The 25,343-nt window shown below is 49.1% G+C and carries 19 protein-coding genes and 1 other RNA gene; 4 read left to right on the forward strand and 16 right to left on the reverse strand.

Going from position 1 to position 25,343, the window contains the following annotated elements; translation table 11 throughout:
* Positions 1–13: 13 nt before the first annotated feature.
* Positions 14–598, forward strand: coding sequence for a TetR/AcrR family transcriptional regulator (locus AM231_RS16620; RefSeq protein WP_054403696.1), 585 nt, complete (start codon positions 14–16; stop codon positions 596–598).
* Between the two features lie 141 nt (positions 599–739).
* Here the strand turns inward: AM231_RS16620 and AM231_RS16625 are convergent, their stop codons facing one another.
* The 5 genes from AM231_RS16625 to AM231_RS16645 all read right to left on the reverse strand — a co-directional run bounded on the left by AM231_RS16625 (position 740) and on the right by AM231_RS16645 (position 5,964).
* A complete protein-coding gene (locus tag AM231_RS16625; protein WP_207383623.1) occupies positions 740–3,508 on the reverse strand; it encodes an AAA domain-containing protein in 2,769 nt (922 codons plus the stop codon).
* 250 nt (positions 3,509–3,758) lie between these two features.
* Complete coding sequence (locus tag AM231_RS16630) at positions 3,759–4,025, reverse strand: DUF6809 family protein (RefSeq protein WP_054403698.1); 267 nt, start codon at positions 4,023–4,025, stop codon at positions 3,759–3,761.
* Between the two features lie 318 nt (positions 4,026–4,343).
* Positions 4,344–4,919 carry an ATPase gene (locus AM231_RS16635; protein WP_054403699.1) on the reverse strand — a complete coding sequence of 192 codons (576 nt, stop codon included), beginning with the start codon at positions 4,917–4,919 and terminating at the stop codon, positions 4,344–4,346.
* Complete coding sequence (locus AM231_RS16640) at positions 4,912–5,109, reverse strand: hypothetical protein (protein ID WP_054403700.1); 198 nt, start codon at positions 5,107–5,109, stop codon at positions 4,912–4,914. The genes AM231_RS16635 and AM231_RS16640 overlap by 8 nt, the downstream gene beginning before the upstream one ends.
* A gap of 192 nt (positions 5,110–5,301) precedes the next feature.
* The gene (locus tag AM231_RS16645; RefSeq protein ID WP_054403701.1) at positions 5,302–5,964 is read right to left on the reverse strand and encodes a hypothetical protein; all 663 of its coding nucleotides are present in this window, start codon (positions 5,962–5,964) and stop codon (positions 5,302–5,304) included.
* Between the two features lie 306 nt (positions 5,965–6,270).
* On the opposite strand from AM231_RS16645, the gene AM231_RS16650 reads away from it, so the two are divergent.
* A complete protein-coding gene (locus AM231_RS16650) occupies positions 6,271–7,200 on the forward strand; it encodes a hypothetical protein (RefSeq protein ID WP_054403702.1) in 930 nt (309 codons plus the stop codon).
* Between the two features lie 646 nt (positions 7,201–7,846).
* Here the strand turns inward: AM231_RS16650 and AM231_RS28300 are convergent.
* Positions 7,847–8,302 (reverse strand): HNH endonuclease, encoded by a 456-nt coding sequence (locus AM231_RS28300; protein WP_082341721.1) that lies wholly within the window; start codon positions 8,300–8,302, stop codon positions 7,847–7,849.
* Positions 8,303–8,538: 236 nt separating this feature from the next.
* On the opposite strand from AM231_RS28300, the gene AM231_RS30385 reads away from it, so the two are divergent.
* Positions 8,539–9,012 (forward strand): nucleotidyltransferase domain-containing protein, encoded by a 474-nt coding sequence (locus AM231_RS30385; RefSeq protein WP_341271623.1) that lies wholly within the window; start codon positions 8,539–8,541, stop codon positions 9,010–9,012.
* An 11-nt stretch (positions 9,013–9,023) separates the two neighbouring features.
* Positions 9,024–9,329 carry a hypothetical protein gene (locus AM231_RS30390; RefSeq protein WP_341271625.1) on the forward strand — a complete coding sequence of 102 codons (306 nt, stop codon included), beginning with the start codon at positions 9,024–9,026 and terminating at the stop codon, positions 9,327–9,329.
* 92 nt (positions 9,330–9,421) lie between these two features.
* Here the strand turns inward: AM231_RS30390 and ssrA are convergent.
* From ssrA to AM231_RS16700, 10 genes are all read right to left on the reverse strand, one after another.
* Positions 9,422–9,786, reverse strand: a transfer-messenger RNA (tmRNA) gene (gene ssrA / locus AM231_RS28305).
* Between the two features lie 265 nt (positions 9,787–10,051).
* The gene (gene smpB / locus AM231_RS16660) at positions 10,052–10,531 is read right to left on the reverse strand and encodes an SsrA-binding protein SmpB (RefSeq protein ID WP_054403703.1); all 480 of its coding nucleotides are present in this window, start codon (positions 10,529–10,531) and stop codon (positions 10,052–10,054) included.
* Positions 10,532–10,680: 149 nt separating this feature from the next.
* The gene (gene rnr, locus AM231_RS16665; RefSeq protein WP_054403704.1) at positions 10,681–13,323 is read right to left on the reverse strand and encodes a ribonuclease R; all 2,643 of its coding nucleotides are present in this window, start codon (positions 13,321–13,323) and stop codon (positions 10,681–10,683) included.
* A 194-nt stretch (positions 13,324–13,517) separates the two neighbouring features.
* A complete protein-coding gene (secG, locus tag AM231_RS16670; RefSeq protein ID WP_009593367.1) occupies positions 13,518–13,748 on the reverse strand; it encodes a preprotein translocase subunit SecG in 231 nt (76 codons plus the stop codon).
* Positions 13,749–14,264: 516 nt separating this feature from the next.
* The gene (locus tag AM231_RS16675; protein WP_054403705.1) at positions 14,265–14,714 is read right to left on the reverse strand and encodes a PaaI family thioesterase; all 450 of its coding nucleotides are present in this window, start codon (positions 14,712–14,714) and stop codon (positions 14,265–14,267) included.
* A gap of 331 nt (positions 14,715–15,045) precedes the next feature.
* Positions 15,046–16,719, reverse strand: a complete 1,674-nt coding sequence (locus AM231_RS16680) for a long-chain-fatty-acid--CoA ligase (protein ID WP_054403706.1) — start codon at positions 16,717–16,719, stop codon at positions 15,046–15,048.
* 104 nt (positions 16,720–16,823) lie between these two features.
* Positions 16,824–18,614, reverse strand: coding sequence for an acyl-CoA dehydrogenase family protein (locus tag AM231_RS16685; RefSeq protein WP_054403707.1), 1,791 nt, complete (start codon positions 18,612–18,614; stop codon positions 16,824–16,826).
* A 601-nt stretch (positions 18,615–19,215) separates the two neighbouring features.
* Positions 19,216–20,406 carry an acetyl-CoA C-acyltransferase gene (locus AM231_RS16690; protein WP_054403708.1) on the reverse strand — a complete coding sequence of 397 codons (1,191 nt, stop codon included), beginning with the start codon at positions 20,404–20,406 and terminating at the stop codon, positions 19,216–19,218.
* A gap of 313 nt (positions 20,407–20,719) precedes the next feature.
* The gene (locus AM231_RS16695; RefSeq protein WP_054403709.1) at positions 20,720–23,158 is read right to left on the reverse strand and encodes a 3-hydroxyacyl-CoA dehydrogenase/enoyl-CoA hydratase family protein; all 2,439 of its coding nucleotides are present in this window, start codon (positions 23,156–23,158) and stop codon (positions 20,720–20,722) included.
* Positions 23,155–25,335: a (Fe-S)-binding protein gene (locus AM231_RS16700; RefSeq protein WP_054403710.1), complete on the reverse strand. Its 2,181-nt coding sequence runs from the start codon at positions 25,333–25,335 to the stop codon at positions 23,155–23,157. The genes AM231_RS16695 and AM231_RS16700 overlap by 4 nt, the downstream gene beginning before the upstream one ends.
* Positions 25,336–25,343 lie beyond the last annotated feature (8 nt).

The following is a 25,343-nucleotide window of genomic DNA, read 5'->3' on the forward strand; positions in this document are numbered from 1 at the left end:
AGACAAACCGTGTATGAGAAGAAACAAAGAAGAAACGAATGAAACCATCAACCGATTGATAGAAGTTGCTAGAAGTCATTTTGCAGAACACGGGTATGCAGACTCTTCCCTGGAGGAGATTGCCAAGGAGTCCGGGTTAACGCGAGGAGCGCTCTATCATCACTTTAAGAATAAAAAAGGTCTCTTTCATGTGGTACTGGAATCGGTTCAAAAGGACGTTGCAGAACGAATTGAGATGGAAGCAGCGACAAGTGAGGATGTATGGGAACAGCTGCTTCGTGGGTGCATTGCCTTCGTAGCTGCCGCAGTTGAACCTCAGAACAAACGGATTATGCTTGTGGACGGACCCGCTGTATTGGGATGGGAGACTTGGCGGAGTATGGACGAACATAACTCCATGCGCTTACTGCAAGGGCAGCTACAAATTATGGAGGAGCAAGGTTGTCTCAAACCGGGGTCTATTGAAGCCATGACTCATTGTCTATCCGGTGCCTTGAATGAATCAGCACTCTGGATTGCACAAATGCCGGATTATGAGCAAGCATTGGCGGATACCAAGATTATCATCTACAATATGTTGAATGGTTTTAGGAGCTAAGTTGAATGATCTTTAATAGAAAGCAAAAACCCGCTCAATGAGCGGGTTTTTTATGATATGTATGGAGGCGAGGGGAGTCGCACATTAAAAGGTAAACCTGCAACTAATAATATGAATCGGTGATGATTAGCTCTATTTAGATCATTCCACCTTATACAACATTGAGCTTAACAGCTCCCTAATCCTCTGTTCTTCCCCGCTTTCGTTTGTACGGAACCTTGCTAATTCCATTCCAAATTTCTTGAAAATCTCTTCTTTTTTCTCATCTCGCTTTAGTTGTTCAGGATTGTTCTCGTGAAATTCAAATCCATCAACTTCAATTGCCAGCGCTAGCGATCTGTCCAGTTTATGATAAATCACAAAATCAACAGAAGAACGATTTCTGACGAATCTGCGCTCTTCCTCATTTAACCGTTCCAGGTCGGTAAACATATTCATTAGTAAAACCTGATTCCCTAGTTCAAAATCCTTGAACATAGGCTCCTGTAATATCTGGTCGAGCAAGGCGTGCATAATATTCTCGCTCCGATGCCTTGATTTATTAAAGAAACGTACGCGTTCTCGAAATTCCTGTAGATGATCAGAGTATTCCTTGTATAACAAGTCAAATATAGAATGGATCTCGCTCTCCACGACGTTGTTATCCAGCGTACTATATTCCATATATCCCATGAGATCTCCCACTTCATTCCCATACTTGCGAAACGCAGACTGATTGGTCACCAGAATAAACCTCTCCTGCGCGCGGGACACAGCCACGTTAATCATGCAAGGATCATTAACAAAGCTCATCCCCATGCCTCCTGCTCTCGTTCGATCGAGCACCGTAGACATGATCATGACGGACTTCTCACGTCCCTGATATTTATGGATCGTGTCACTTTCAATGTCAGCAGTGAACTGCTGAGTCGCTTTCTCTACCTGTTTACGGTAAGGCGTCACAAAGCCGATATCCTTATGACCTGCTGCCGCTTCGAGGTACCCCAACAGAATCTCCTGTTCAATAACATCAAGTTCCCTGGAATTGAACTTTCCTTTTTTTCCATGGGTCACTTCCCTCATATGATTGCCTGGTGACGTCTTATAGATCAATAAAGGAGATTCGGAAATCCCCGGATCGGTAAAAGCAATCAATTCGCCATCGTAATATTTCCTGTTGCAGAATTCAATAATTTGGGGATGGCAGCGGTAATGCTCTCGTAACATCACTTTCGGAATGGAATCCCCATATAAAGTCAACATGGACGACAATAAATTATGCTCGATATAACTGTAAGCTTCATCCATGTCAGGAGTGGCTTGACCATGAATCTTCTGTTCAATCTCATTTCCCACGATATGCGGCAGTTGCTTGGTATCGCCCACAATAATAGCCTGTTTACAACAGGACAAAGCCAGAGCCCCTGTCAGCAGATCAACCTGCGAGGATTCGTCAATAATACAATAATCAAACAAGTAATTCGCAGGAACACAATTCCGCAAAGAATGTGTTGTACTAAGCACAATCGGATAATGCTCGATAAACGTTTTAAATTTGTTGTTTTGAGTGTAGGTCTTCTCATTGCAGTCCACAGCCGTACGGTTATGGTATTTGTCATGTAATCTGTGCCGAAAAAGCGTTTCGGAGAACTGCTGGTGCTCATCCATTAAATCTTGATAGTCCTGGGACTCCAATTCTTTCTCAAGTTCCTTAATACGATCTGATAGCTCCTCGACTTTTAACTTGTAAAATTCACGCTGAACATTCAAGATGACATCCAGCCCCTGCTCCTTCAATCGTTTGAAATCCGTAAAACCATGCCTGAAGAATAACTTGAATTGGTACAGTAGCTTATATTTCCTTTTCATCTCTACCGCCAGGAAGCTGTCTTTCATAAATTCCAAAATCCGCTTTGGTGTCTGCCGGTAAAATGATAACTTCTCTATAGGCGATATATCCAGCCTAGTATAATAATGTTCAAAATGCTCCTGCTCAAGCAAATAGGCTGACAGCTTCTGCATAAGCTGTGCCTTCTCCCGATCCAGTTCCATCAAGCGTTGAATACATTGATTCAAATCTTGTAGTTTGGCGTTTAATTCGTCCTCTGGCAACTCACTTGACCATTCCGATACATCCCAATTTGGCAGATTGGCGAAAAACTTTTTCTTGTTCTCTTGGTTTCCCAAACTAGCTACAAAAAAGTGGTACCCGTACCGTTCCATCTTTTCTTGCACATTTAGAACTGCAGCGTTGTTACCGGAAACAACCGCTACCTTTTTCCCCTGCATAACCGCCAGATTTGCAAGGATGTTTAAGATCGTCTGAGTTTTACCCGTGCCCGGCGGGCCTTCTATAATACTGATGGTGCTTTTTAAAGCCTGCTCAAGCGCGGTCCTTTGACTCAAATTGTACCTAAACGGGAAGATCGGCTCGCTTGTAACCGGGATATCGCTCTTTATAGGTTTTTTCAGAAGATAATGGCTCAAGACACTATCCGGATCTGCATAATGTAGTTTTGCAAATTGCTTTGCCAAAAAAGCTTCCTTGTTCTCCTGCTCATCCTCACTTTTCGCATGTTTTGAAATCGCGCGCCAATAGTCCAGAATCTGACGCCCTTCAGCGTTTTGGGTACTACTGCTTCTAACTTGAATACGTCCACTATCGTATGTACGAATACTCCCATTTTTGAAACACACCCGAATCTTTGGACCGAAATCTAGCACCTGTTTTACATTATAAAAAGGATACTCATCGTGAAAAACAGCCATATCCTCCGTTATATCCTGAACGGTCGGCGTTAGTAACTGTATATCACTCGACTTATATGTATAAACCTCGGGATAACCTTTATATACAATCCTTACTATTGGAGGATCTTTTTCGTATGAAGATACATCCTGTGTTTTGTCATCACCTTTAACAATCATCATAAATTTCTCTTGGTCCATAGCAGCCTCTCTGTATCTGTAATCGATGTTATATACAGAGATTTCTATAAATTGGGGGAATATCCCTGCCGTGTGAAGGAATTTAGAGCGAAGATACCTTATGGGGAGCTGTATGCGTGTGAAATTTTTTTGTTATATCCGAAGGAAGGGCTGATAGTCAGTATTTTAAGGTATTAAAAAAGACACGGTTCGTGTCTTTACGGCAGTTCTATGAGTGTTCTTACTGATCACACTATTCAGAGTACACCTCAATGATCATCGTCGCTCCCAGCCTAAAACCATCAGTAAAAGAAGCCGCCATTTCCAGCCCTTGGACTTGTCGATACAAATCTAATAACTCCTCAAGCTCATGAAAATCATTATCGGAAAGCCTCTTCTTCCAGGCATCCATGGACTCGGATATTTGCCGACTCAATTGGCGATACTGTGGGTCGTTAGGAACAGCCTTCTCTACAGGATTCAACTGCCCGTAATATAGGGATTCCAGGAAGCTTGGCATGGGATTCTCCTTCCTTTGTACTTAAGACTTTTAAATGATAAAGTTAGCGTACCATAATGTTAATGCAATATGTGGTACGCTTATACGTATATGCGGTATGTCTTGCATAGGAGACTTATGTTTCAAATTCAAAGAAATTCCCATGAATATAAGCATGGATTTCAGATAACCTCCCTGAAAGATTCCCATATAATTAAAAAGAGCACCTCACTGGTGCTCTCTCACAATATGTATGGAGGCGAGGGGAGTCGAACCTCTGTCCGAAGGCAAAGCCACACAGGCTTCTACGGGTGTAGTGACAGTTTTAATGTCACCCGATCATCTGTGCCAAATAAGAACAGTCCTAGACCAAGCAGGTATTGACTCTACACAATAGATCAGCTTACCATGCATGATTTCCGCAACAATCGAAGGCTCGTATGTATTATCAATGATGATAACCTGGTCTGCGATGGCTAAAGCAGGTTTTAGATTTTGCAAAGATTGCCCGTATCGAAAGCGAATATCCTCCTCTGCGATCCAATGCCCACCCTGCTCGACACGAGAAGCTACACGGTCTATATGCATTTGGACGTCTTGGAGGCCGATGTAGTACATGACAATATCATAACCGTTTTCTTTAGCAATTTGCATATGTTTCAGAACAAATGTTCCAGATAACGTTGTTTCAATGGCAAAACGTTGGCCTCTTTTGATAAGTGAACGTATTTTTTTTACAGCTTCCCGTCCTGCTGACAGGTCGGCACCCCTCGGATCATCAGGCTTTAATTCCCGTGCAATCTGGTCTGGGTCAATCAGTTCACCTAACCATTCTCTCATTTGCAAACTGATCGTGCTTTTGCCAGCTCCATTGGTACCAGCAAAAACCGTCATGATTGGTTTGGTGTCACTCATGATATTCAAATTCCTGCCGTTTTCCGGTTGCATCAAAAACGATCTCGAACTTATTTCCTTCTGCGTCTTCACGAACACGTTTGTTATTCTTTATATAATAGATAGATGCACCTGACTCTCTGGCTTGCTTCCGTGCATGTTGATTCGCTTTTTTCAAAACTTCTTGGAGTTGTTCTCGATTTGCAAACATCCTCAATCCCCCTCCAGTTTTAAAATTATGCTTATTATATCATAAATTGAAATGCCACCAACCAGAACATTGGTTGATGGATTTAAGTACCTTAATGTAAGCGGGAGAACGAAACCTTATGCAAAGAGAGCACCACATAAGCTTTTAAGGGTTATCAAAAACAACTGCTTCTTTCGCCAAATCCAACCTAATTTAATCTCCCTTTGAAACTTCATCAAGTGAGTAGATCTTTGCATTCTCAATTTGAATAAAAACTGGTTGTAGTTCCTCATTCATTTTCCATTGTTTTATTAACCCTTTTGAGTAGTCCCAGTAACTCTTCACTTCCTCCGCTTCAAAGATTCGATTGCCATTAATCCATAATTCAGGACGCATCTCTTTATTATCGTATATATAAAGAAGTGCCTTCTTAGGTGAATAACTAAGTCGATAACTTATCGTGAACCCCCTAGACCTTTTCCTTAAATTTTCTACTTCTCTCCAAGTCTCGAAATTAAAATATGTTACATGACTTCTCTTCTCCGAATGAGTAAAACAACCACCACACCCACTACAAGTTAGCTCAATTGCATTATCTTTTTCATAACTTAGCCCAGTGCAAATCCTAAAATTATATGGTTGTTGGCATTTCATGCATGTTAAGCAATCATCAGTTACCTCTTTTAATATGCTCAAAAAGTCAACAATTCTTTTTTGTGTGAAGTCTGGTTCATCATCAGCAGTTAACTCTCGTATCATTTCAGTTTGAAATTTGAATAATGCAAATAAAGATCCCCGTTTAATTAGTTTTCTGATTAAATTTTTGTATTCTGTAATCCGAAAATGGTTTTTATTCCCAACGGCTATCAAGCTCATATATCCTCACTCCAAATCTAGTATTGTAGTAATCAGTTTCGCCAGAATAATAGATTTGTATACAAAAACACACCATGATAGTGTCTTTTTAAAGATATCTGGAGCCGAGCAGAGTCGAACCCCTACTCGAAGGCAAGGCCATATTGTCGTATTATTTGACAGTTACCAATATACGTTGCAATTCGTAGGCGTTTACATTTATGCAAGGCCAAAAGATTTGTCGTATTAGCTCATCCATTGTAATATATTGGTATGTATTAATGTACACAAACAAACGCTAGATTTATGAAAGAGGGGATTGAATAATTGAATGACATTTTGGGAGTTATAGCTATTATAGCCCTGGTTATACTGGCATCCTTTCTTATTATTGATAAATACAAACAATACAAGAAGTTAAAAAGTTACTTTAAAGAAGAGTTGCAGAAATTGGAACTTATATCTCCCGAATTATACAGACATAAAAACTCCATGATTGCAATTGATATTGAAAATACTACGATAGCTTCTATCTGCTTTAATAGGCCGACTGAATTGTATACTTTTAAAACAGATTACATTCTTCCTAGCTCGACAAACAAAGTAATTCTTGCATTTAACGAAACTGACTATGAATTCATGATAATTATCTCTCGAGAGAACGGCGGAATAGTACGAAGATATCATTTTTTAGATATCCGAGATATCGAGGTTATTGAAGAGCACGAAATAATTGAGCAAAAAGAATTTATAACACATATTTATATGAAGTTATATGTAGATGACATAGAAATCCCTTATTTCCTGATAGATTTTCTGAGATTCAGAGTTAGAGTCAACAGCAAGAATCATTTTAATATCCGTGATATAGCGGAAGAAAGTATGGAAAAAATTAAGATATTAATTTTAAGAGCATCAAAAGATAGTACAGCTAATAATAGGGAAGGTGTGGTTAAGGTGTCGAATGTTTCTTTTAACATAAGTGGCAATGTCTATGGGGCGATGATGGCAACTCAAGGAGCAGCAACAATGAATAACAACATATATATTAATGAAATAGAAAAAATGATTGAAGAGAACGGTGGTAATGATAAAGAAGAGCTTCGAATAATGGTAAATGAAATTAGAGAATTACTTGAAGACAAGGAAGAAATAAAAAAGGGAATCTTACTGAAATACTCCGACCAACTTGAAAAACATAGTTGGATAACAGGAGCTATTGCTCAGTTAACATTAGGATGGCTGATAGGAAAATAACATTGTCACGAATATATTTTTCCAATTAAGGCAGTCAGATGGTTCCTAAGCCAGTCTGATGACTGTTGTAAAATAAACTGACTGGCAACAAGCCATCGCTTGGGGAACAAAACTGCCACATGGAGTATCCCCCCGTACAGCAACCAAAATATTTCTAGAGCCAAAGCGGTTTACCCTCCTCCTTCGAGTACGAGCAAGCAAAAACGGACACCGAATGGTGTCCGTCACTGGTACTGCATATGGAGGCGAGGGGAGTCGAACCCCTGTCCGAAGATAACGACAACACAAGCTTTTACGGGTGTAGTGACAGATTTGATGTCACCCTAGAGACTCCCTGTCACCGGATTCCCTTCAGGTCAGCCTGATTGTCTTCTTCAGCTAGCCCCAGGCGGAAACTAGACAGCGTATCCCACTAAAGTTGAGCCCTCATCCCGGTACATGGGCTATTGATGACCCTACGCTACCCGCTGGCATAAAGGTAATATCTCCGCTTTCATATCTGCCTACATTAGAAAGTTTCAAGATGGATGCAAGAAATCCGAAAATTTTACAGTGGATATGGTTAACCATCAATTCGATCGTCAACAAACGGCTGCGATCATTGAAGCTCACTGCACCACGATACCCAAATCATAAATCTAAGCCTTTACTCAGGTGTCCCTTTTTTCATTTGACGATGTCTGTATTTAGCTAGAAAGATACGCCAGCAAAGCTTCATAAGATTTGGAACAGAGTGTGCGTTTTCTTTGAGATAGGACAATGCAGAACGGTTTCCTCGTTTCGTATTGCATTCGCTGCATGAAGCGATCAGGTTTTGCGGAAGATCCGAGCCGCCTTTGCTTGAGGGGATAATATGGTCCACTGTCGTGGCGTGTCGTCCGCACCACAAACAAGTGTGATGATCTCGTTTCAGTGCAGCTTTTCGATAGTCCCGAAATAAGAACGGATTATAAAGCAATTGGATCGTCTGCTCATCAATCCAGACAGCTCGCGATCGCTCAACTTCCCGCCAAGCCCGATGGGGTAAACATGGTGTTAGTTGTTGACCATCCATATTGAGTACCGTTATCAATGGTTCCTCTCCATCATGACTATGATTCATCAATTTCACTCCATCTGTACGACATATTCTAACCTATAGTATTAATATAAAACAAAAACACCATCCTCATGCGGATGGTGTTCATTATGATGGAACCGAGGGGAGTCGAACGCCTGTCCGAAGATAAGCTTCTACAGGTGTAGTCTGGGTTTTGGTGTCACCTGATTATCACCCGTTTGACAACGAATTAACCACAATGATTTATATATGGGTCCTATCTTTAAGGAGTGGATAGCATGATGTTACCCGTTCACGAACGCTTCATTAAGCAGGCAAAAAAGAAAATCAGTCGAGATAATCGACTTACGGGCCTCCTTGCAGGCGGCTCCATGATCCACGGAGCCATGGACGAGTATAGCGATCTAGATTTAGTCATCGTGTACGATAACGCGTATCGCAATGAAATTATGGAGCAACGCATTCAGCTCGCAGAAGAGCTCGAACAATTACTGTCGGCATTCACAGGTGAGCATGTCGGCGAACCACGTCTGGTTATTTGCCTATACGGCCCGCCGTTGCTTCACGTGGATCTAAAGTTCATTTCGAAACCGGAGCTTAGGATACGAACGGAGAATCCGATTGTGCTTTGGGAGAGAGACGAGGAGATCAGAACGATCCTTGCCGAGACATCCCCTGCCTATCCATCGCCCTCTATGCAATGGATGGAGGATCGGTTCTGGGTTGGGTGCATTACGGTGCGGCGAAATTAGGAAGAGGCGAGTTGTTCGAGCTCATCCAACATATTACGTTTATTCGCAATGCAGTATTAGGACCGTTGATACTCATGCGTAACGGCCATCTTCCCGCGGGAGTCCGACGGCTAGAGCAATTTGCTGAAATGGAGATGGCTGAGCTTCGGGACACGATTCCACTCCACAGCTACGAAAGTTGTTACCGTGCGTTAAAGGCCACTATCAAGCTATATCAACGTTTACGCCAGGCTTCTGATGGTTGGATACGCAAAGAAGAAGCCGAACGCAATTCAATTGCTTATCTTGAAACCGTATATTCCACTATCCATAAATAAAAACATCTACAAGACAGTGAAATTTATTATTCACACTTATCAGCTATTCTACAGCAAAAAAGCGACCGTAATCGGTCGCTTTATTAAGGTATGTATGGAGGCGAGGGGAGTCGAACCCCTGTCCGAAGATAACGACAACACAAGCTTCTACGGGTGTAGTGACAGATTTGATGTCACCCTAGAGACTCCCTGTCACCGGATTCCCTTCAGGTCAGCCTGATTATCTTCTTCAGCTAGCCCCAGGCGGAGACTAGACAGCGTATCCCACTAAAGTTGAGCCCTCATCCCGGTACATGGGCGATACAGAGCGAGAGCACGCTCACAGGTTATTAAGCTGCGAAAGCGTAGTTGTTTTGTTGTTTGCCGTTTAATTGGCTTTAGCGTTGATGAAGTGGACGCGTCCCCACTACCCGCTACTCATGCCCGAACTATCCCCGTCGAATCCAAGAACGCCCCCTTAAGTTGGAGAAATGCCGGTGCTTCGCACCTTATGCGTTCCTGCCAAAAAGGGCTATCGGATTAAATCAAAGAATGTATTCAGTCATAGCAGTCAATCTATTGCGCATTCTTTCCCTCCAAGAAAGGAATACGCAGGCTGTATGCTGATTGTCAAAGATCTTATTGATCTCTCTTACATCACTTAGTATATCACAATTTGCATCAAAATGATATATACATTGCAGGTAACACAGCTAAAAGCTGCCATCCGGCAAGTTGCTCCATTACCTTGCAATCTTCTGCTTCTCGCGCAGCGCACGCTGGATATCACGTTGTGCATCCTTCTTGGCGGCATCGGCACGCTTATCGTACTGACGCTTACCTTTACCAAGACCCAGCAGTAACTTCGCATAACCGTTACGGATATAGATCTTAAGCGGTACAATCGCATAGCCGTCCTGCTTGGACAAGCCCAGCAGCTTACGGATCTGCTCCTTGTGTAGCAGCAGCTTCCGTGTACGCGTAGGATCAGTCGGGTTATTACGGTTCCCTTGCTCGAACGGGCTGATATGCATGTTATGGATATGAATTTCGCCATTCCGGATGGTTGCGAATGCATCTCCAATATTGGCGCGGCCGTTCCGTATGGATTTGATCTCCGTTCCGGACAGGACCATCCCCGCTTCGTACGTATCCTCGATGAAATAATCATGGGAAGCTTTTTTGTTCTGGGCCAGAACCTTCCCGTCACTTTTCTTACCCATGGTCTCACCCCTTGTCATCAAACAATGATTATGGAAAAAGGACTTCCGGCAGACCGCCAAATGCAATCCTACCAGAAGTCCATTGTATCAAACGTCTGCCTCCAAAATCAAGACAGGGCAAGCATCGCCGTGTTAGATTGAGAGGAAGCTTACTTTTTCTTCTTGCGGACAAAAGCGGCTGTGCCGTTTCCGCCCTTGCTCTTGCGCTTGCGTCCACCGCCGCCAGATCCATTATCTCCGCTATTTCCGCCAGGAGTCGGACCTTCACCGATGAAAATGCCGCTGCCCGACGTCTTCTTGCGTCGGTTCTTGCCACCGGCACCGCCAGAGCTGCGTGCGTTGCGGTCGAAGCCGAGGGCGCCGCCGCCAGCGGAGCTGTATCCGCCTTTGCCAGAGCCAAAGGCAAAGTTCGACGCCTGCTGCTCGTCGGCACCAGCGCCAGCACTCGCTCCAGCTGGCGCTTCGCCGCCGCGCTTGCCGCGGCCACCCTGGCCGCCTGCGGCGGCATCCTTGCGGCGCCCGCCCGGCGCGCCGCCTTCAACCCCGCCGCGCTTACCGCCGCGGCCCTTACCCCCGCGGGCTGCGCCATCGCGGGCACCGAACCCGCGGCCGCCATTGCCGCCGCGATCGCCTTCGCCGCGCCCTTGGCGACGCGGCTTCATATCCACCATCTCAAAATCGATGGTGTGATCGTCCATGTTCACCTTCGCCACGCGAACCTTCACATCATCACCAATGCGGTATACCTTCGAGGTCCGCTCCCCGATCAGCGCCATATGGCCCTCATCGAAATGATAATAATCGTCGGTCATCGCGCTAAGACGAATCAAGCCCTCGACCGTATTCTCCAGCTCGATGAACATGCCGAAGCTGGTCACGCTGCTGATAATACCTTCGAACTCTTCGCCGACTTTATCCAGCATGAACTCAGCCTTCTTGAGCGCTTCTGTATCGCGCTCTGCATCCACGGCCACACGCTCGCGCTCCGACGATTGCTGCGCGATGTCCGCCATCCGGCTTGCCAGCTGCTCATGACGCGTCTCATTAAGCGCACCGCCGTTCTCCAGCACTTCCCGGATAACCCGATGGATGACCAGATCGGGGTAACGCCGAATCGGAGAGGTAAAGTGAGAATAATACTCAGCAGCCAGGCCGAAGTGACCTGTGCTCTCTGCATCATATTTTGCCTGTTTCATCGAACGAAGCATCATCGTGCTCAGTACGGTTTGTTCCTTCGTGCCTTGAATGGCCTCCAGCAGATTCTGCAGTGCACGCGGATGAATCGCGTTGCCCCGCCCCTTCACATGGTGTCCGAAATTCGCCGCGAACGCCATGAAGTTCTGCAGCTTCTCCTGATCCGGGTCCTCATGGATCCGGTAAATGAACGGAACCTTCATCCAGTGAAAATGCTCCGCCACGGTTTCGTTGGCCGCGAGCATGAACTCCTCAATGATCTGCTCCGCAATGGAGCGTTCTCTTTTGACGATATCCACGGCCTTGCCGTTCTCATCCACAATGACCTTGGATTCCACAAAATCAAAATCCACTGCCCCCCGCCGCATCCGGCGGCCGCGCAGCTTCAGTGCCAGCTCGCGCATCAAACGGAAATCCTCCACCAGATCGCTGTATCGCTCGATCAGCTCCGGATCCTCATCCACCAGAATTTTGCGTACATTGTTGTACGTCATCCGTTCTTTTGTGCGAATGACACTGGTGAAGATATCGTGCTTCACGACCTTCATCTGCTCGTTGAATTCAATCTCACACGACATCGTCAGGCGATCCACCTGCGGATTCAAACTACATATGCCGTTGGAGAGGCGATGCGGCAGCATCGGAATGACCCGATCCACCAAATACACACTGCAGCCACGGTTATACGCTTCCTTATCTAGCTCGGACCGATCACGGACGTAATAGCTGACGTCGGCAATATGAACGCCCAGCCGGTAGTTTCCGTTTGGCAGACGCTCCACATTCACCGCATCGTCCAGATCCTTGGCATCCTCGCCGTCAATCGTTACGATGTTCAAGCCGCGCAAATCCCTGCGCCCTTGCTGTGAAATTTCCTCTTCCGTAATCGAATCCGGGGCCGCGTCGGCCTCAGCCAGCACTTCCTCTGGAAAGCTCTCGGGTAGCTGGTGCTTCCGGATAATGGACAGAATGTCGACGCCTGGATCATCCTTGTGGCCCAGAATCTCCACCACTTCACCCTCAGCCGCCGCTCTTCCTTCCGGATAGCTCACCAGCTTCACGACGACCTTCACGCCGTCTACGGCGCCATGGATCGCATGCTTCGGAATAAAAATATCCCGGTTAATCCGTTTGTCATCCGGCAGCACGAAGCCATAGGCTTCATGGTTCTGGAATACGCCCACAACCTGAGTAACTGCGCGCGTCACAATCCGAACCACTTCGCCTTCCATTTTACCGCCGTCATTATGCTGGGAACTAATGCGGACTAACACCGTATCCCCATTCATCGCACTCTTGAGATCATTGGCATGAATGTACACATCAGGATGCTCACGGTCATCCGGAATGAGAAAAGCAAATCCCTTCGCATGAGCCTGCAAGCGTCCCCGCAGCAAAGCCATCCGTTCAGGCACGCCATAGCGCTGGGTGCTGGTCAGAATGATTTTGCCGGATTGCTCCAGCTCGTTCAACAGCTTCAAAAACTCCCGGAATTCATGAGCATCTTCAATCGCAAAATGCTGCTCCAATTCCTGGTACGTCATCGGTTTGTATGCAGTTTCCCGCATAAAGTCCAGTAAAATTTCTTCAGTTATCATGATTATCACCTCGGGGAACCTGCAAATTCATCGTTCCACTATCCATTCTTTACCTTTATATACTCATACCCTAGTATACACGAATTTAATCCTTGGTATCCTTCCCTACTCTGTTGTCCTCTATGTATGCCGAATTTCAGGCAACAAAAAACCCCCGCTCTTCCAAGACTGAAAAAGCGAGGGTATCGTTATTGTTATTTCAACATAGCAACAACGATGGCCAAAATCATAAATCCTGCTGCAAGACCAACCGTTGTGCGCTGCAGTACGAGATCCATACCGCGAGCCTTTGTTTTACCAAAAAGATGTTCCGCACCGCCGGAGATGGCACCGGCAAGACCTGCGCTTTTCCCTTTCTGGAGAAGAACGACAGTAATCAATCCGATGGAGAAAATAACAAGCAACACTTCGAAAAATACAACCATGATTTCCACCTCCTACGTATGTAAACATCTAAATTTATAATCTTAAGAGACATTCTAGATTCTACATGAAAAACAGCATTCTCATTGTACCATAGCTTTATATACTTGACAAGAAAAAATGGGAGTAAACCCAGACCAGATCTTTGAATCTTGCTTCCCTGTTCAGGTGTTATGAGCAGACACGCATAGCGAATGAAGCACCAGTCTAATACCAGCCTCACGTATGAGCAAGCCCTATATACTCTCCATAATCAAAAGCGCCGACCGCAAAAAAATGAAGAGTCTGCCCTCTAAAGAGAGCAGACGTCAGCCATGTGCTTTTACACGCGGTCACTTACAGGCCACTTACCTTAGGCACACAAAGGCCTTTAGCAAGCAAGGTCACTTACAAGTCTTGTGACTGGCGCAAGGCTACTCGCAAGGTCACGTGCCTTAGCACAAGGTCAATCACAAGATCACTTATTTTTGCCATTGACTTGATACTTCATAACAAGCTATGCCGCAGCCAAAGCAGCTCTACTTCACTCGGAACGATCCTGTGCTGATTGCGACAAGCTCGCCCTTCCCATTCGTAATCTTGCATTCCGTTGTTACCGAACGATGTGTCTGATGCACGATGCTTGCCGTTACGGTAAGCATGCCCGCCCGGGCCGGCATGAGAAAATGCACGTTCAAATTGCTCGTCACCGTGGATTCACCGGGACGCTCCAGCATGACGGCAATGCCCATGGCGTTGTCCATTAATGAGGAAAGTACGCCGCCATGTACGATTCCCATCATATTCATATGATGAGGCTGCGCATCCAGGGTGACAACAACCGCCTCCGGGCTGGCCGACGCGAGCTTGCATCCGAGATAACCCCAGAAGGTAGGCTCTGCCGCCTTGGTCATGGTCTCGACATAAGCCTCCAGGTCAAAATCCGGCTGGCCCGCCTTCGTGTCCGGATTCGTATGGGTAGGGTCCATCAGGCCGCCTCCTTTTTTCTTATGACATCGCTAGTACTGTATCCATTCCTGCATAATAACATGAGCCGAGCATTCGTGAGCTTCCCGCCCATGCATACCTCCTTACACAAATCGTATGGGTATGAGATGGCCAATCGGGACAGCGTACGGCCCAGTGCGAACCTAACACGACTGCTCCCTATTCAAATTTAAGATCCCGGCTCACCAAGCAACGTGATAACGAAGGATTTCTTTAATTACCCCAAATCAGTAGGCTGTTTAACTCTTTTAGTCTGAGCGTCGACGATGATCATCGTGTAGGCAGCCATCATTGCTTCCTCCAAGTTATATCTTAACCCGTTCTGTCCTCCTCTTCCTCCAGCAGCTTGCGGCGCAGCACCTTGCCCACCATCGTCTTCGGCAGCGAATCGCGGAACACATACTCGCGCGGCACCTTATAGGCTGCCAGTTGACTGCGGCAAAACTTCTCAAGGCCCGCAGGGTCCGGTGATGCTCCATCCTTCAACACAATATAAGCTCTCACGGTTTCACCGCGATAATCGTCCTTCGTTCCGACCACGACTGCTTCCTTAACAGACGGATGCTCATACAGCACTTCTTCAATCTCTCGAGGGTATATATTGAAGCCGCTTGCAATGATCATGTCTTTCTTGCGGTCGATAATCGTAAAATACCCCTCTTCGTCCATCGTGGCCATATCGCCCGTAAACAGCCAGCCGTTTCGCAGCGTATCAAACGTCTCGTCCGGCCGATTCCAATACCCGATCATCACTTGAGGTCCCTTCACAATCAGCTCGCCCGGTTGGCCAGGCGACATTTCTTCCCCTGTGTCGGGATCGACCACCTTGGCATCCGTATCCGGAACAGGAACGCCGATCGAGCCAATCTTCCGTTTTCCCCAGATCGGATTTACGTGGGTAACCGGTGATGCTTCGGTCAGGCCGTACCCTTCAATCAGCCGTCCCTTGGTCAGCTCCTCGAACTTATCCTGGACCTCGACCGGAAGCCCGGCGGAGCCGCTGACGCAGGCATTAATGGACGACAGATCGTATTCCTTGATCCGCGGGTGGTTGATCAGGGCGATATACATCGTCGGTGCGCCGGGGAAGAGCGTCGGCTTCTTCTTTTTGATCAGGTTCAGGATCATCGCAGCTTCAAATTTTGGTACCAATATGAGCATACCGGCACGGTAGACGGCCTGATTGAGCAGCACCGTCAATCCGAATACATGAAAGCACGGAAGCACCGCCAGATAACGCTCTTTCCCATCCTCCACCTGAAAGCACCAGTTTGCCGACTGCACGGTATTGGCAATCAGATTCATATGCGTCAGCATGACGCCTTTGGGAACGCCGGTCGTACCGCCGGTGTACTGCAGCAGGGCCAGATCCTGCTCCGCTTTCACGGGTTCGCAGATCGGATCATCCGGTGCGCTGGCGAGCAGTTTTTTGAAAGCATGGATGCGGTCACCATACGAAACGACAGGAAGCGGACCCTCCTTCTTGGCTTTGATGGGGTAGAGGAGGTTCTTCGGGAATGGCAGATAATCGGCCACGGATGTGACGATCACATGCTCCAGATCCGTCTCCTCGATGACACTCTCCACCCGAGACACGAACATATCCAGCGTAATGATGATCCGCGCCCCGGAATCCTTCATCTGATGAGCAATTTCCCGCTCCATATAGAGCGGGTTCGTCATTACAGCCACGCACCCAGCGAGCAGCACGCCATAATAAGACATAACCACCTGCGGGCAGTTGGGTAGCATAATCGCCACCCGGTCACCCTTCTTGAGACCTTTGCTGCGGAGCGCGTTCGCCATGCGGTAGGACGATGCCAGCAGACTTTTATAATTAATCGTGTTGCCCATGAAATACATGGCCGGACTTTTCGGATATTTTTGCGCCGACGTCACGAGAAATGATGCCAAATTCTGTTTCGGATAATCAAAAACGGGAGCGACTTCGGGTGGATAAAACGGCAGCCAAGGCTTTGTATCCATACAAAACCAACCCTTTCCTAAGGAATGCTCCTTCTTTCCTACTCCAAGAAAAAATCTCTCTCTATTGAGGTGAATGTGTACATCTTCTTGCGGCAGCGATTAGACTACACGGTGTACCGTTCATTCTTGACGATGCGGGCTGCAATGTTGCGCTTAAGGCCTACCGTATCGACCGGTGTGCTGCGTGTCAGCTTCTTAAGCACCGATAGCTGCATGCGCAGCATATCGCCGGTTTCCACTGAGGCCAGGGTTTCTTTGGCGAGTGCTTCGATACGTTGGAACGCCTCATAAGCAAACACCTGCGTCATCTCGATCATGCCGGATGCCCGTTCCTCGGATGTGCGATCGATCTGCTTGCGGGTACGGAGCAATACACTCTCAAGGGCATAGATATCAATCATCATATCCGCCAGATTGGACAAGGCCTCCTGCTCTTTCTCCAGCTTCGTGCCGAACTTCTGTACCGCCAGACCGCCTGCAAGGAGGAAGATTTTTTTGCTCATCTCCAGGAAATGCGTTTCCTGCTCCAGTGTACCCTCGAAGGTCTGGCCCGGTATCAGCTGGAGCAGCTCCCCTTGCAGGGATTGTGCTTTTTGCAGGAGTGCGATCTGGCCTTTCATGGCCTTCTTTACCAGCGTGCCCGGAATCAACAGCCGGTTGATCTCGTTCGTGCCTTCGAAGATGCGGTTGATGCGGGAATCGCGATAGATGCGCTCCACTTTGTACTCCTGTATATATCCATACCCGCCGTGAATCTGCACCGCTTCGTCTGCCACGGCATCAAGTCCTTCCGAACAGTACACCTTGTTGATGGAGCATTCAATGGCATAGTCGGATATCGCCGCAGCCGCATGGGTTCCGGCATCCTCACTGTTGTAATCGATGTCCTGCATCGCTTCATCCAGCAGTCCTGCCGTACGGTACACCATGCTCTCCATCACGAAGGTCGTGATGTTCATCTCGGCCAGCTTCTTGCGCATGAGCGGAAATTGCGAGATGGGCGTATCAAACTGTTTGCGGGTGTTAGCATACTTCGCGCTCAGCTCGATGGATTCCTTCGCCGCACCAACGGTGCCAGCTGCCAGTTTATATCGCCCTATGTTCAGGATGTTAAAAGCGATCCGGTGGCCTTTGCCAATCTCGCCAAGCAAATTCTCCTTCGGTACCTTCACATCTTCAAAAAAGAGCGGGCGCGTCGACGATCCCTTGATGCCCATCTTCTTCTCTTCCGGTCCGAGCGTGAAGCCCTCCATCTCCTTCTCGACGATGAATGCGGTGAAGTGCTCCCCATCAATCTTGGCATAGACGATAAAAATATCAGCAAATCCAGCGTTCGTAATATAGAGCTTCGATCCATTCAAAATATAATACTCTCCGTCATCGGACAGACGTGCCGTTGTTTTGGCACCGAGCGCATCCGAACCGGAGGTCGGCTCGGTCAAGCAATACGCGGCGATTTTGGCGCCGGTCGACAGGTCCGGGAGATATTTCTGTTTCTGTTCGGTCGTGCCGAAGAACACGATCGGCAATGTGCCGATACCAACATGGGCCCCGAAGGAAAGCGCAAAAGACGATCCCTTCGCCAACGCTTCATTAATAATCGTTGTGCTGACTTTATCTAGTCCGATCCCACCGAACGGCTCCGGCACATCGGCCCCAAGCAGCCCCAGCTCGCCTGCTTTGCGAAGCAGGTCTACCGTCAGCTCATAATTCAGCTTCTCTAACTCCTCATCGTGCGGCACCACTTCGCCATCAATAAAGTCACGTACCGTCTCGCCGATCATGCGATGTTCTTCCGTAAAATCCTCCGGTGTTAAGATGCGCTGCACATCGGGATTGTCGATGACGAAGCTGCCGCCGATGATCTTCGGTTCTTTGGTTTGGTTATCGCTCATGATTGGGTGCTCCTTTCGGGATATGGGATAAGGGGAGTGCAAAGTGTGGCTATCTGTTGGCAAAAAGCGTATAGTGTCCGCTCCGCGTGCGGATTGTACTTCCGATCGCTGTTGATTTTGGATTTCCTTGAATGAACTTATATATAGTAGAAATCCAAACTCAAAGGCGACCACTCCGTTTCTCCAGTACAATTCCGCTCTCTCCGCTGGGTTGCGCACAGGATCATCCAAGCATATCCTTGCACTCCCCCTGTGGGGTGGAGTGAAGTTGTGCTGTGTCCGGTCCGTGTGCGGAGCGGACACAGCACTAAGACTACATTGCAATGCAAATGGGTTATGCATCATTAGAAGATCATTACTAGATATCGATCGAAATCCTCGATCTATTTTAAAAAACACATTCAGAAACATTGTTGAACTAGCCTTCCCTAGCTCATGCTTGGAGCCTCGTGGCCTTTTGGGGACTGACTATGATCTGAACTCATCCTAGCTAGCTTAGTAGCTTCAAGACTGTGATAATTTAATGGGATAATTAGAAAATATTAAGGAATCATGGATCTAAGGGACTTAGAGAATTGTCCGAGCTCACTGAGCAAACTATTTACGCCCCTGCCGCGTGCACCTCGAACACCCCCGCGGCGCCCATGCCGCCGCCGATGCACATGCTCACGACGCCGTAGCCGCCACCCCGGCGAGCGAGCTCGGAGACGAGGCTGACGGTTAGCTTGGCACCGGTACAGCCGAGCGGATGTCCGAGCGCAATGGCGCCGCCGTTGACGTTGACCTTGCTCTCGTCGATACCCAGCGCACGGATGATGTGGAGACATTGCGAAGCGAAAGCTTCGTTAATCTCGAACACATCCACTTGGTCCAGCTCGATCCCGGCCATGCGGAGCGCTTTTGGGATCGCTTCAACGGGACCGACGCCCATAATCTCCGGCTCTACGCCTGCCAGGGCGAATGATTTGAACGTAGCGAGTGGGGTAAGTCCCAGCTCATCTGCTTTCTCGCGGCTCATGACGGCTACGGCTGCCGCGCCATCACTGGTCTGCGACGCGTTGCCCGCGGTAACCGAGCCGCCAAGGGCAAAGGCTGGCTTTAGCTTCGCCAGCACTTCCGGGGTCGTGTCCGGCCGGACCCCTTCATCCGTGTCGAAGGTGAAGGTGCTGCTGCGCACCTTGCCCTGCTCGTCAGCCGCAGCCAGCGTTACGTTCACCGGTACGATCTCGTCCCGGAACTTTCCTTCCGCAATGGCGGCTGCTGCCTTGCGGTGACTGCTTGCCGCGAAGGCATCCTGGGCCTCGCGAGTGATGCCAAAGCGGCGGGCTACTTCTTCCGCCGTGTGGCCCATGCCGATGTACACCTCCGACATCTCCTCCACGATGGTAGGATGCGGTGCCGGCTTGAAACCGGTCATCGGCACATGGCTCATGCTCTCGACGCCGCCAGCGACGATCACCTCGGCATGGCCGAGCATAATGCGCTCTGCCGCAAAAGCAATCGCCTGAAGTCCCGAGGAACAGAAGCGATTGACGGTCAGCGCGGGTACCGTCACGGGATATCCCGCATACAGCGAAATAATCCGCGCGACATTCAGGCCTTGCTCGCCTTCCGGCATCGCGCAGCCGAGGATAATGTCCTCGACATCCTCTTTTTTCAGGCCCGGCGCACGCTCAATGACGGCTTCCAGTACGGCTTTGCCCAGATCCTCTGCACGCGTCTGGGCGAAGCTGCCCTTCTTCGCCTTTCCCACGGGTGTCCGGGCAAGGGATACGATAACTGCCTCTCTCATGCGTTCCACCTCTTCAACTTATAATGTTTGGATCTGTTGCTTCTATAGATGACCTGCCCTCGTCGGCCGTGAGATATGTTCGTAACGAATGGCACTAATTAAAAACTCGCCTGCTTCCAATTTCACATCATGGATAAATGCCTGCCGCGATGGCCATGCACTTTACTAATAGACACCTTCGAGAAAGTTAAGTCTCTTGACCATAGGTTTGATGAAGGTATTAGCTTGGATTCAAAGTTATTCCGATTTTGGCGAATTGCTCGTTCTCTCTAGGTTAGATTTATTTCCAAGCTATATAGCAGTTCACCCAGCCCTAATTCCGCAGCGGCTTGCCTTTTGCCAGCATATGCTGCATGCGCTGCTGGGTTTTGACTTCGCCGAGAAGGCTGAGGAACGCTTCCCGTTCCAGGTCGAGCAAGTGCTGCTCGCTGACGACCGTTCCGGCAGGGACATCGCCGCCAGCCAGGATGTTTGCCAGCTTCTTCGCGATCAGCAGATCATGATCGCTGATATAGCCGCTGCGCTTCATGTCGATGGCGCCCATCTGGAGCACCGCCCGGCCATCGCGGCCGACCACACGGGCTTTGCCCGGCTGCGGCGGCACATAGCCTGCGCGGTCCATCGCAAGTACCGCCTGCTTCGCTTCATAGATTCGATAGTCCTGGTTCATGACCACCGAATCTCCGCTGCGACCATACCCCATGCGGATCGCTTCATGTCCGCTGGTTGATGCTTTCGCCAACGCCACCATCTCAAAGATTCTGTTGATCTCCGGTTGAAGGTCACTCTCCTTGTCGGGGTAGCGGTTGCTGGTCATAAGCACCAGCTCCTTACAACCGCCGCCTGCCGGAATGAGGCCGACGCCCGTCTCCACGAGACCGAAGTAAGTCTCCGCCGAGAAGATAATCCGATCAGCCGGCAGGCATGCTTCCACCCCGCCGCCCAGCGTCATTCGGTGCGGCGCGGCCACAACCGGCTTCTCCAGCGCCTTCAGCTTCATCATGCTGCCCTGGAACAGACGGATGATGTCGTCCACCTCATCCCAGTCGCCACTCTGTGCTTCCATCAGCATGAGCATCAGGTTGGCGCCAACACAGAAGTTGCGGCCTTCGTTCGCGAGCACAAGCCCGCGGTAATTGGACCTGACCTCTTCCACGCTCTGCTGGATCATGACCAGAATATCGGCTCCGATTGCATTGTTCGGCGAAGTGAATTCAAGACACGCAACCCCATCCCCGATGTCGATCAGATTGGCCCCCGTATTCGAGCGAATGATCCGGTTTTGCGTTTTGAGCGCTTGAAGCGAGATCAGTTCAGGCTGAACCTCAACGCCCGTATACTCACCTTTGTAATAATGGAACACTTCGCCGTCCTTCTGCTGATAGAAGGAATTGTTGCCGGCGGCAATCCAATCCTTCACCCAAGCCGGGACGATCAAGCCCTCGGCTTCCATGCGCTGCACCGATTCCGGCAGTCCGATTAGATCCCAGGTCTCGAATGGACCGAACTCCCAGTTGAAGCCCCATTTCATCGCATTATCGATGTCCTGAATGGAATCGGCGATCTCTCCCAGCTTGTCGGCCGCATAAACAAGCACTTGCTTCAATACATTCCAGGCCAGTTCCGAGTAACGGTCCTGCGTACCCAGGAATGCCTTGATCTTCTGCTTGGCTCCCTTCACCGCTTTGGCGGCTTCAATGGAGGGGGAGCTTACTTTAGCACTCGGGTTGTACTCCATCGTGGACAGATTGAGCGATAAGATTTTGCTGCCTTGATCGCCTTTTACCTTTTTATAAAAGCCCTGCCCACCCTTCTCACCGATCCAGCCGCGGGTAACGAGTTCATTCATGACATCGGGAACCGTGAACACATCCTTCTCGTTCCCGTCCGATACGGAGTCGTACACATTTCTGGCAACATGGACAAACGTATCAATGCCGACCAAATCCAGCGTGCGGAAGGTGGCGCTCTTCGGACGTCCCAGCACAGGCCCCGTAGCTGCATCCACTTCTTCCACGGTGTAGCTGTTCTTCACCATTTCCTGCAGCGTGACCAACAGACCGTAGGTGCCGATCCGATTGGAGATGAAATTTGGTGTATCCTTCGCAAGCACAACCCCTTTGCCGAGGCGCTTTGTGCAGAAATCAACCATAAATCTCGTAATATCCAGGTCGGTATCGAAGCCCGGAATAATCTCCAACAGCTTCATATGACGCGGCGGATTGAAGAAATGGGTGCCCAGGAAGTGACTGCGGAATTCCTCACTGCAGTCCTCGACCATCGCATTAACGGAAATGCCGGATGTATTCGTGCTGACAATCGATCCTTCCTTACGCACGCCTTCGATCTGCTTGAAGATGCTCTTTTTGATATCCAGTCGCTCCGTGACCACCTCAATGATCCAGTCCACGTCCTTCAGCTGGCTCAGATGATCCTCGGTATTCCCCGCAGTAATACGTCCCACAAAATCAGCGCTATACAGCGGAGCCGTGCTGGATTTAGGAAGAGCGGCAATCGCCTTGGAGGCCAGCCTGCTTCGCACCTTCGGATGATCCAGCGTCAAGCCGGCCTTCTCCTCCTCGGCGGTGGAAGTGGGTACGATATCGAGCAGCAGGCAGGGAATACCTGCATTGGCGAGATGGGCAGCAATGCCCGACCCCATGACGCCTGAGCCGATCACAGCGGCTTTGGTTATATTTCGACTGGCGACACCGGAGCCGCGGACGGCTTCTTGGATAATCGTATTACTCATTGCACAACGACCTCCTGTTCATGGATTTCGGATAGTCCGAATACGGATAGCTCCAGAATTTCCGCGATATCTCGCGTTTTTACGCTTTCTTCCACTTCCATCAGCTTCGTGCCGTCCTCCAGCATCGTCAGACAGAACGGACAAGCGGAACTGATGATCGTCGGGGATACGGAGAGCGCCTGCTCGGTACGTGCCAGATTCACACGCTTGCCCGCGTCTTCCTCCATCCACATCTGCCCGCCGCCCGCTCCGCAGCACATCCCGTTCTCGCGAGTTCGCTCCATCTCCAGAAGCTCGACGCCTGGAATGGCTCGTAGCACGCTGCGCGGCTGTTCATACATGTCGTTATAGCGCCCCAGATAGCAGGAGTCATGGTAGGTGATTTTCTCCTGCACCTGATATTTAGGCTGAAGACGCCCTTCCTTCACCAGCTGATCCAGCAGCTCCGTGTGATGAATGACCTCAGCTTCAAGCCCAAACTCCGGATACTCGTTCTTCAAAATATTGAAGGTATGCGGACAAGCGGTGACGATTCGTTTCACATCGTATTTCTGGAATGTCTCGATGTTCTCCATGCACAGCTGCTGGAACAGAAATTCATTGCCCATGCGGCGCGGCGTGTCGCCCGAATTCTTCTCCTCGTTGCCGAGAATAGCGAAATTGACGCCAGCTTCATTCATAAGCCGGACGAAAGCCCGGGTAATCTTGCGGCTGCGATTGTCGTAAGAGCCCATGGAGCCGACAAAGAACAGCACATCGAAATCCGGATTCTCCTTCACGGTCGGAATCTTCAAATTGAGTGCCCCTTCTGGATCGACCTCCTTCACCCACTTGCTCCGGTCCGAACGGCTGATTCCCCAAGGATTGCCTTGTCGTTCGATGTTTTGCATCGCACGCTGGCCTTCCTGCGGCACGCTGCCCTCCATCAGAACGAGATGACGCCGAAGATCCACGATTTTGTCGACATGCTCGTTTGCAACCGGACACTGATCCTCGCAGTTGCGGCATGTGGTGCACGCCCATATCTCTTCTTCCGTCATGACGCCGCCGATCAGCTGAACGTCCTTTGGGTCCACCCCCTCGACTTGATGCCAGGAGCGCTTCTGAACGTCCATCGTCGGACCGATATCGGTGATACCCTCGCCCTTCCAGCCGACAAGCGCCAGATCCGTTGCGCCCATAGAGTGAACGCCCGGCGATCCAAACACGGATGCAGGCATCCATGCCGATTTGGAGGTGAGTGCGGCGCCTTTTTCCGTGAGATGATCCCTCAGCTTCACAATCATGTGCATTGGCGACAGCAGCTTGCCTGTATTCGAGGCCGGGCATACGTTGGTGCATCTTCCGCATTCAACGCAGGCATAGAAATCCAGCATCTGCTTCTGCGTGAAGTCCTCAATCTTGCCTACCCCGAATGCTTCTGCCTCTTCGTCCTCCAGATCCAGCTTGCTTAGCTTGCCTGGGGGATCGGTACGGCGGACCAGAATATTGATCGGAGCCGTAATGAGGTGAAAATGCTTCGATTGCGGCACATAGATGAGAAACGATAACAGAATCAACAGATGCAGCCACCAGAACACGTAGTAGCACACCGTAACTGCCACCGACGGCATCCAGGCGAACACGGTCGCGATGCTTGAGGAGATCGGCGCCATTGCTGACCACGCCAGTCCTTCCATCAGCCGTTCAAAAGCCATTGTCAGCAGAACCGAAGCCATCAGCGTAGTAATGAAGAACACAATAATGCTTGGCTTCCAGCCCCGCTTAAGCCGCTTCAGCTTCTCGCCGTAACGGCGGTAAGCCGCATAACCGATGGCGAGCAGAATCAGCGCAACCGTGATCTCCTGCATCAGGATAAAGCCGGCGTGACCTGGTATTGGCAGGCTGCGGCCTGACAAGCCCTTCCAGATGATATCCAGCGCACCGAACTGCAGAATGATAAATCCGTAAAATACGATAAAGTGCATAAGACCGCTCTTGCGGTCCTTAAACAGCTTGCTCTGCCCGAACACCTGGATGGCGAATTGGCTCAGTCGTTCCTTGAGATCCTTCTTCAGATTGGCCGGCTTGCCCAAACGGACATACAGATACCGGCGATACACCACGGTGGCGAACATATATACCGCACATCCGGTGATCAAGACAAAGAGCAGCGCATTCATTAACGATAGAACCATCCCTCTCA

The organism is Paenibacillus solani, from assembly GCF_001277345.1.
Lineage (GTDB): Bacteria > Bacillota > Bacilli > Paenibacillales > Paenibacillaceae > Paenibacillus_AQ > Paenibacillus_AQ solani.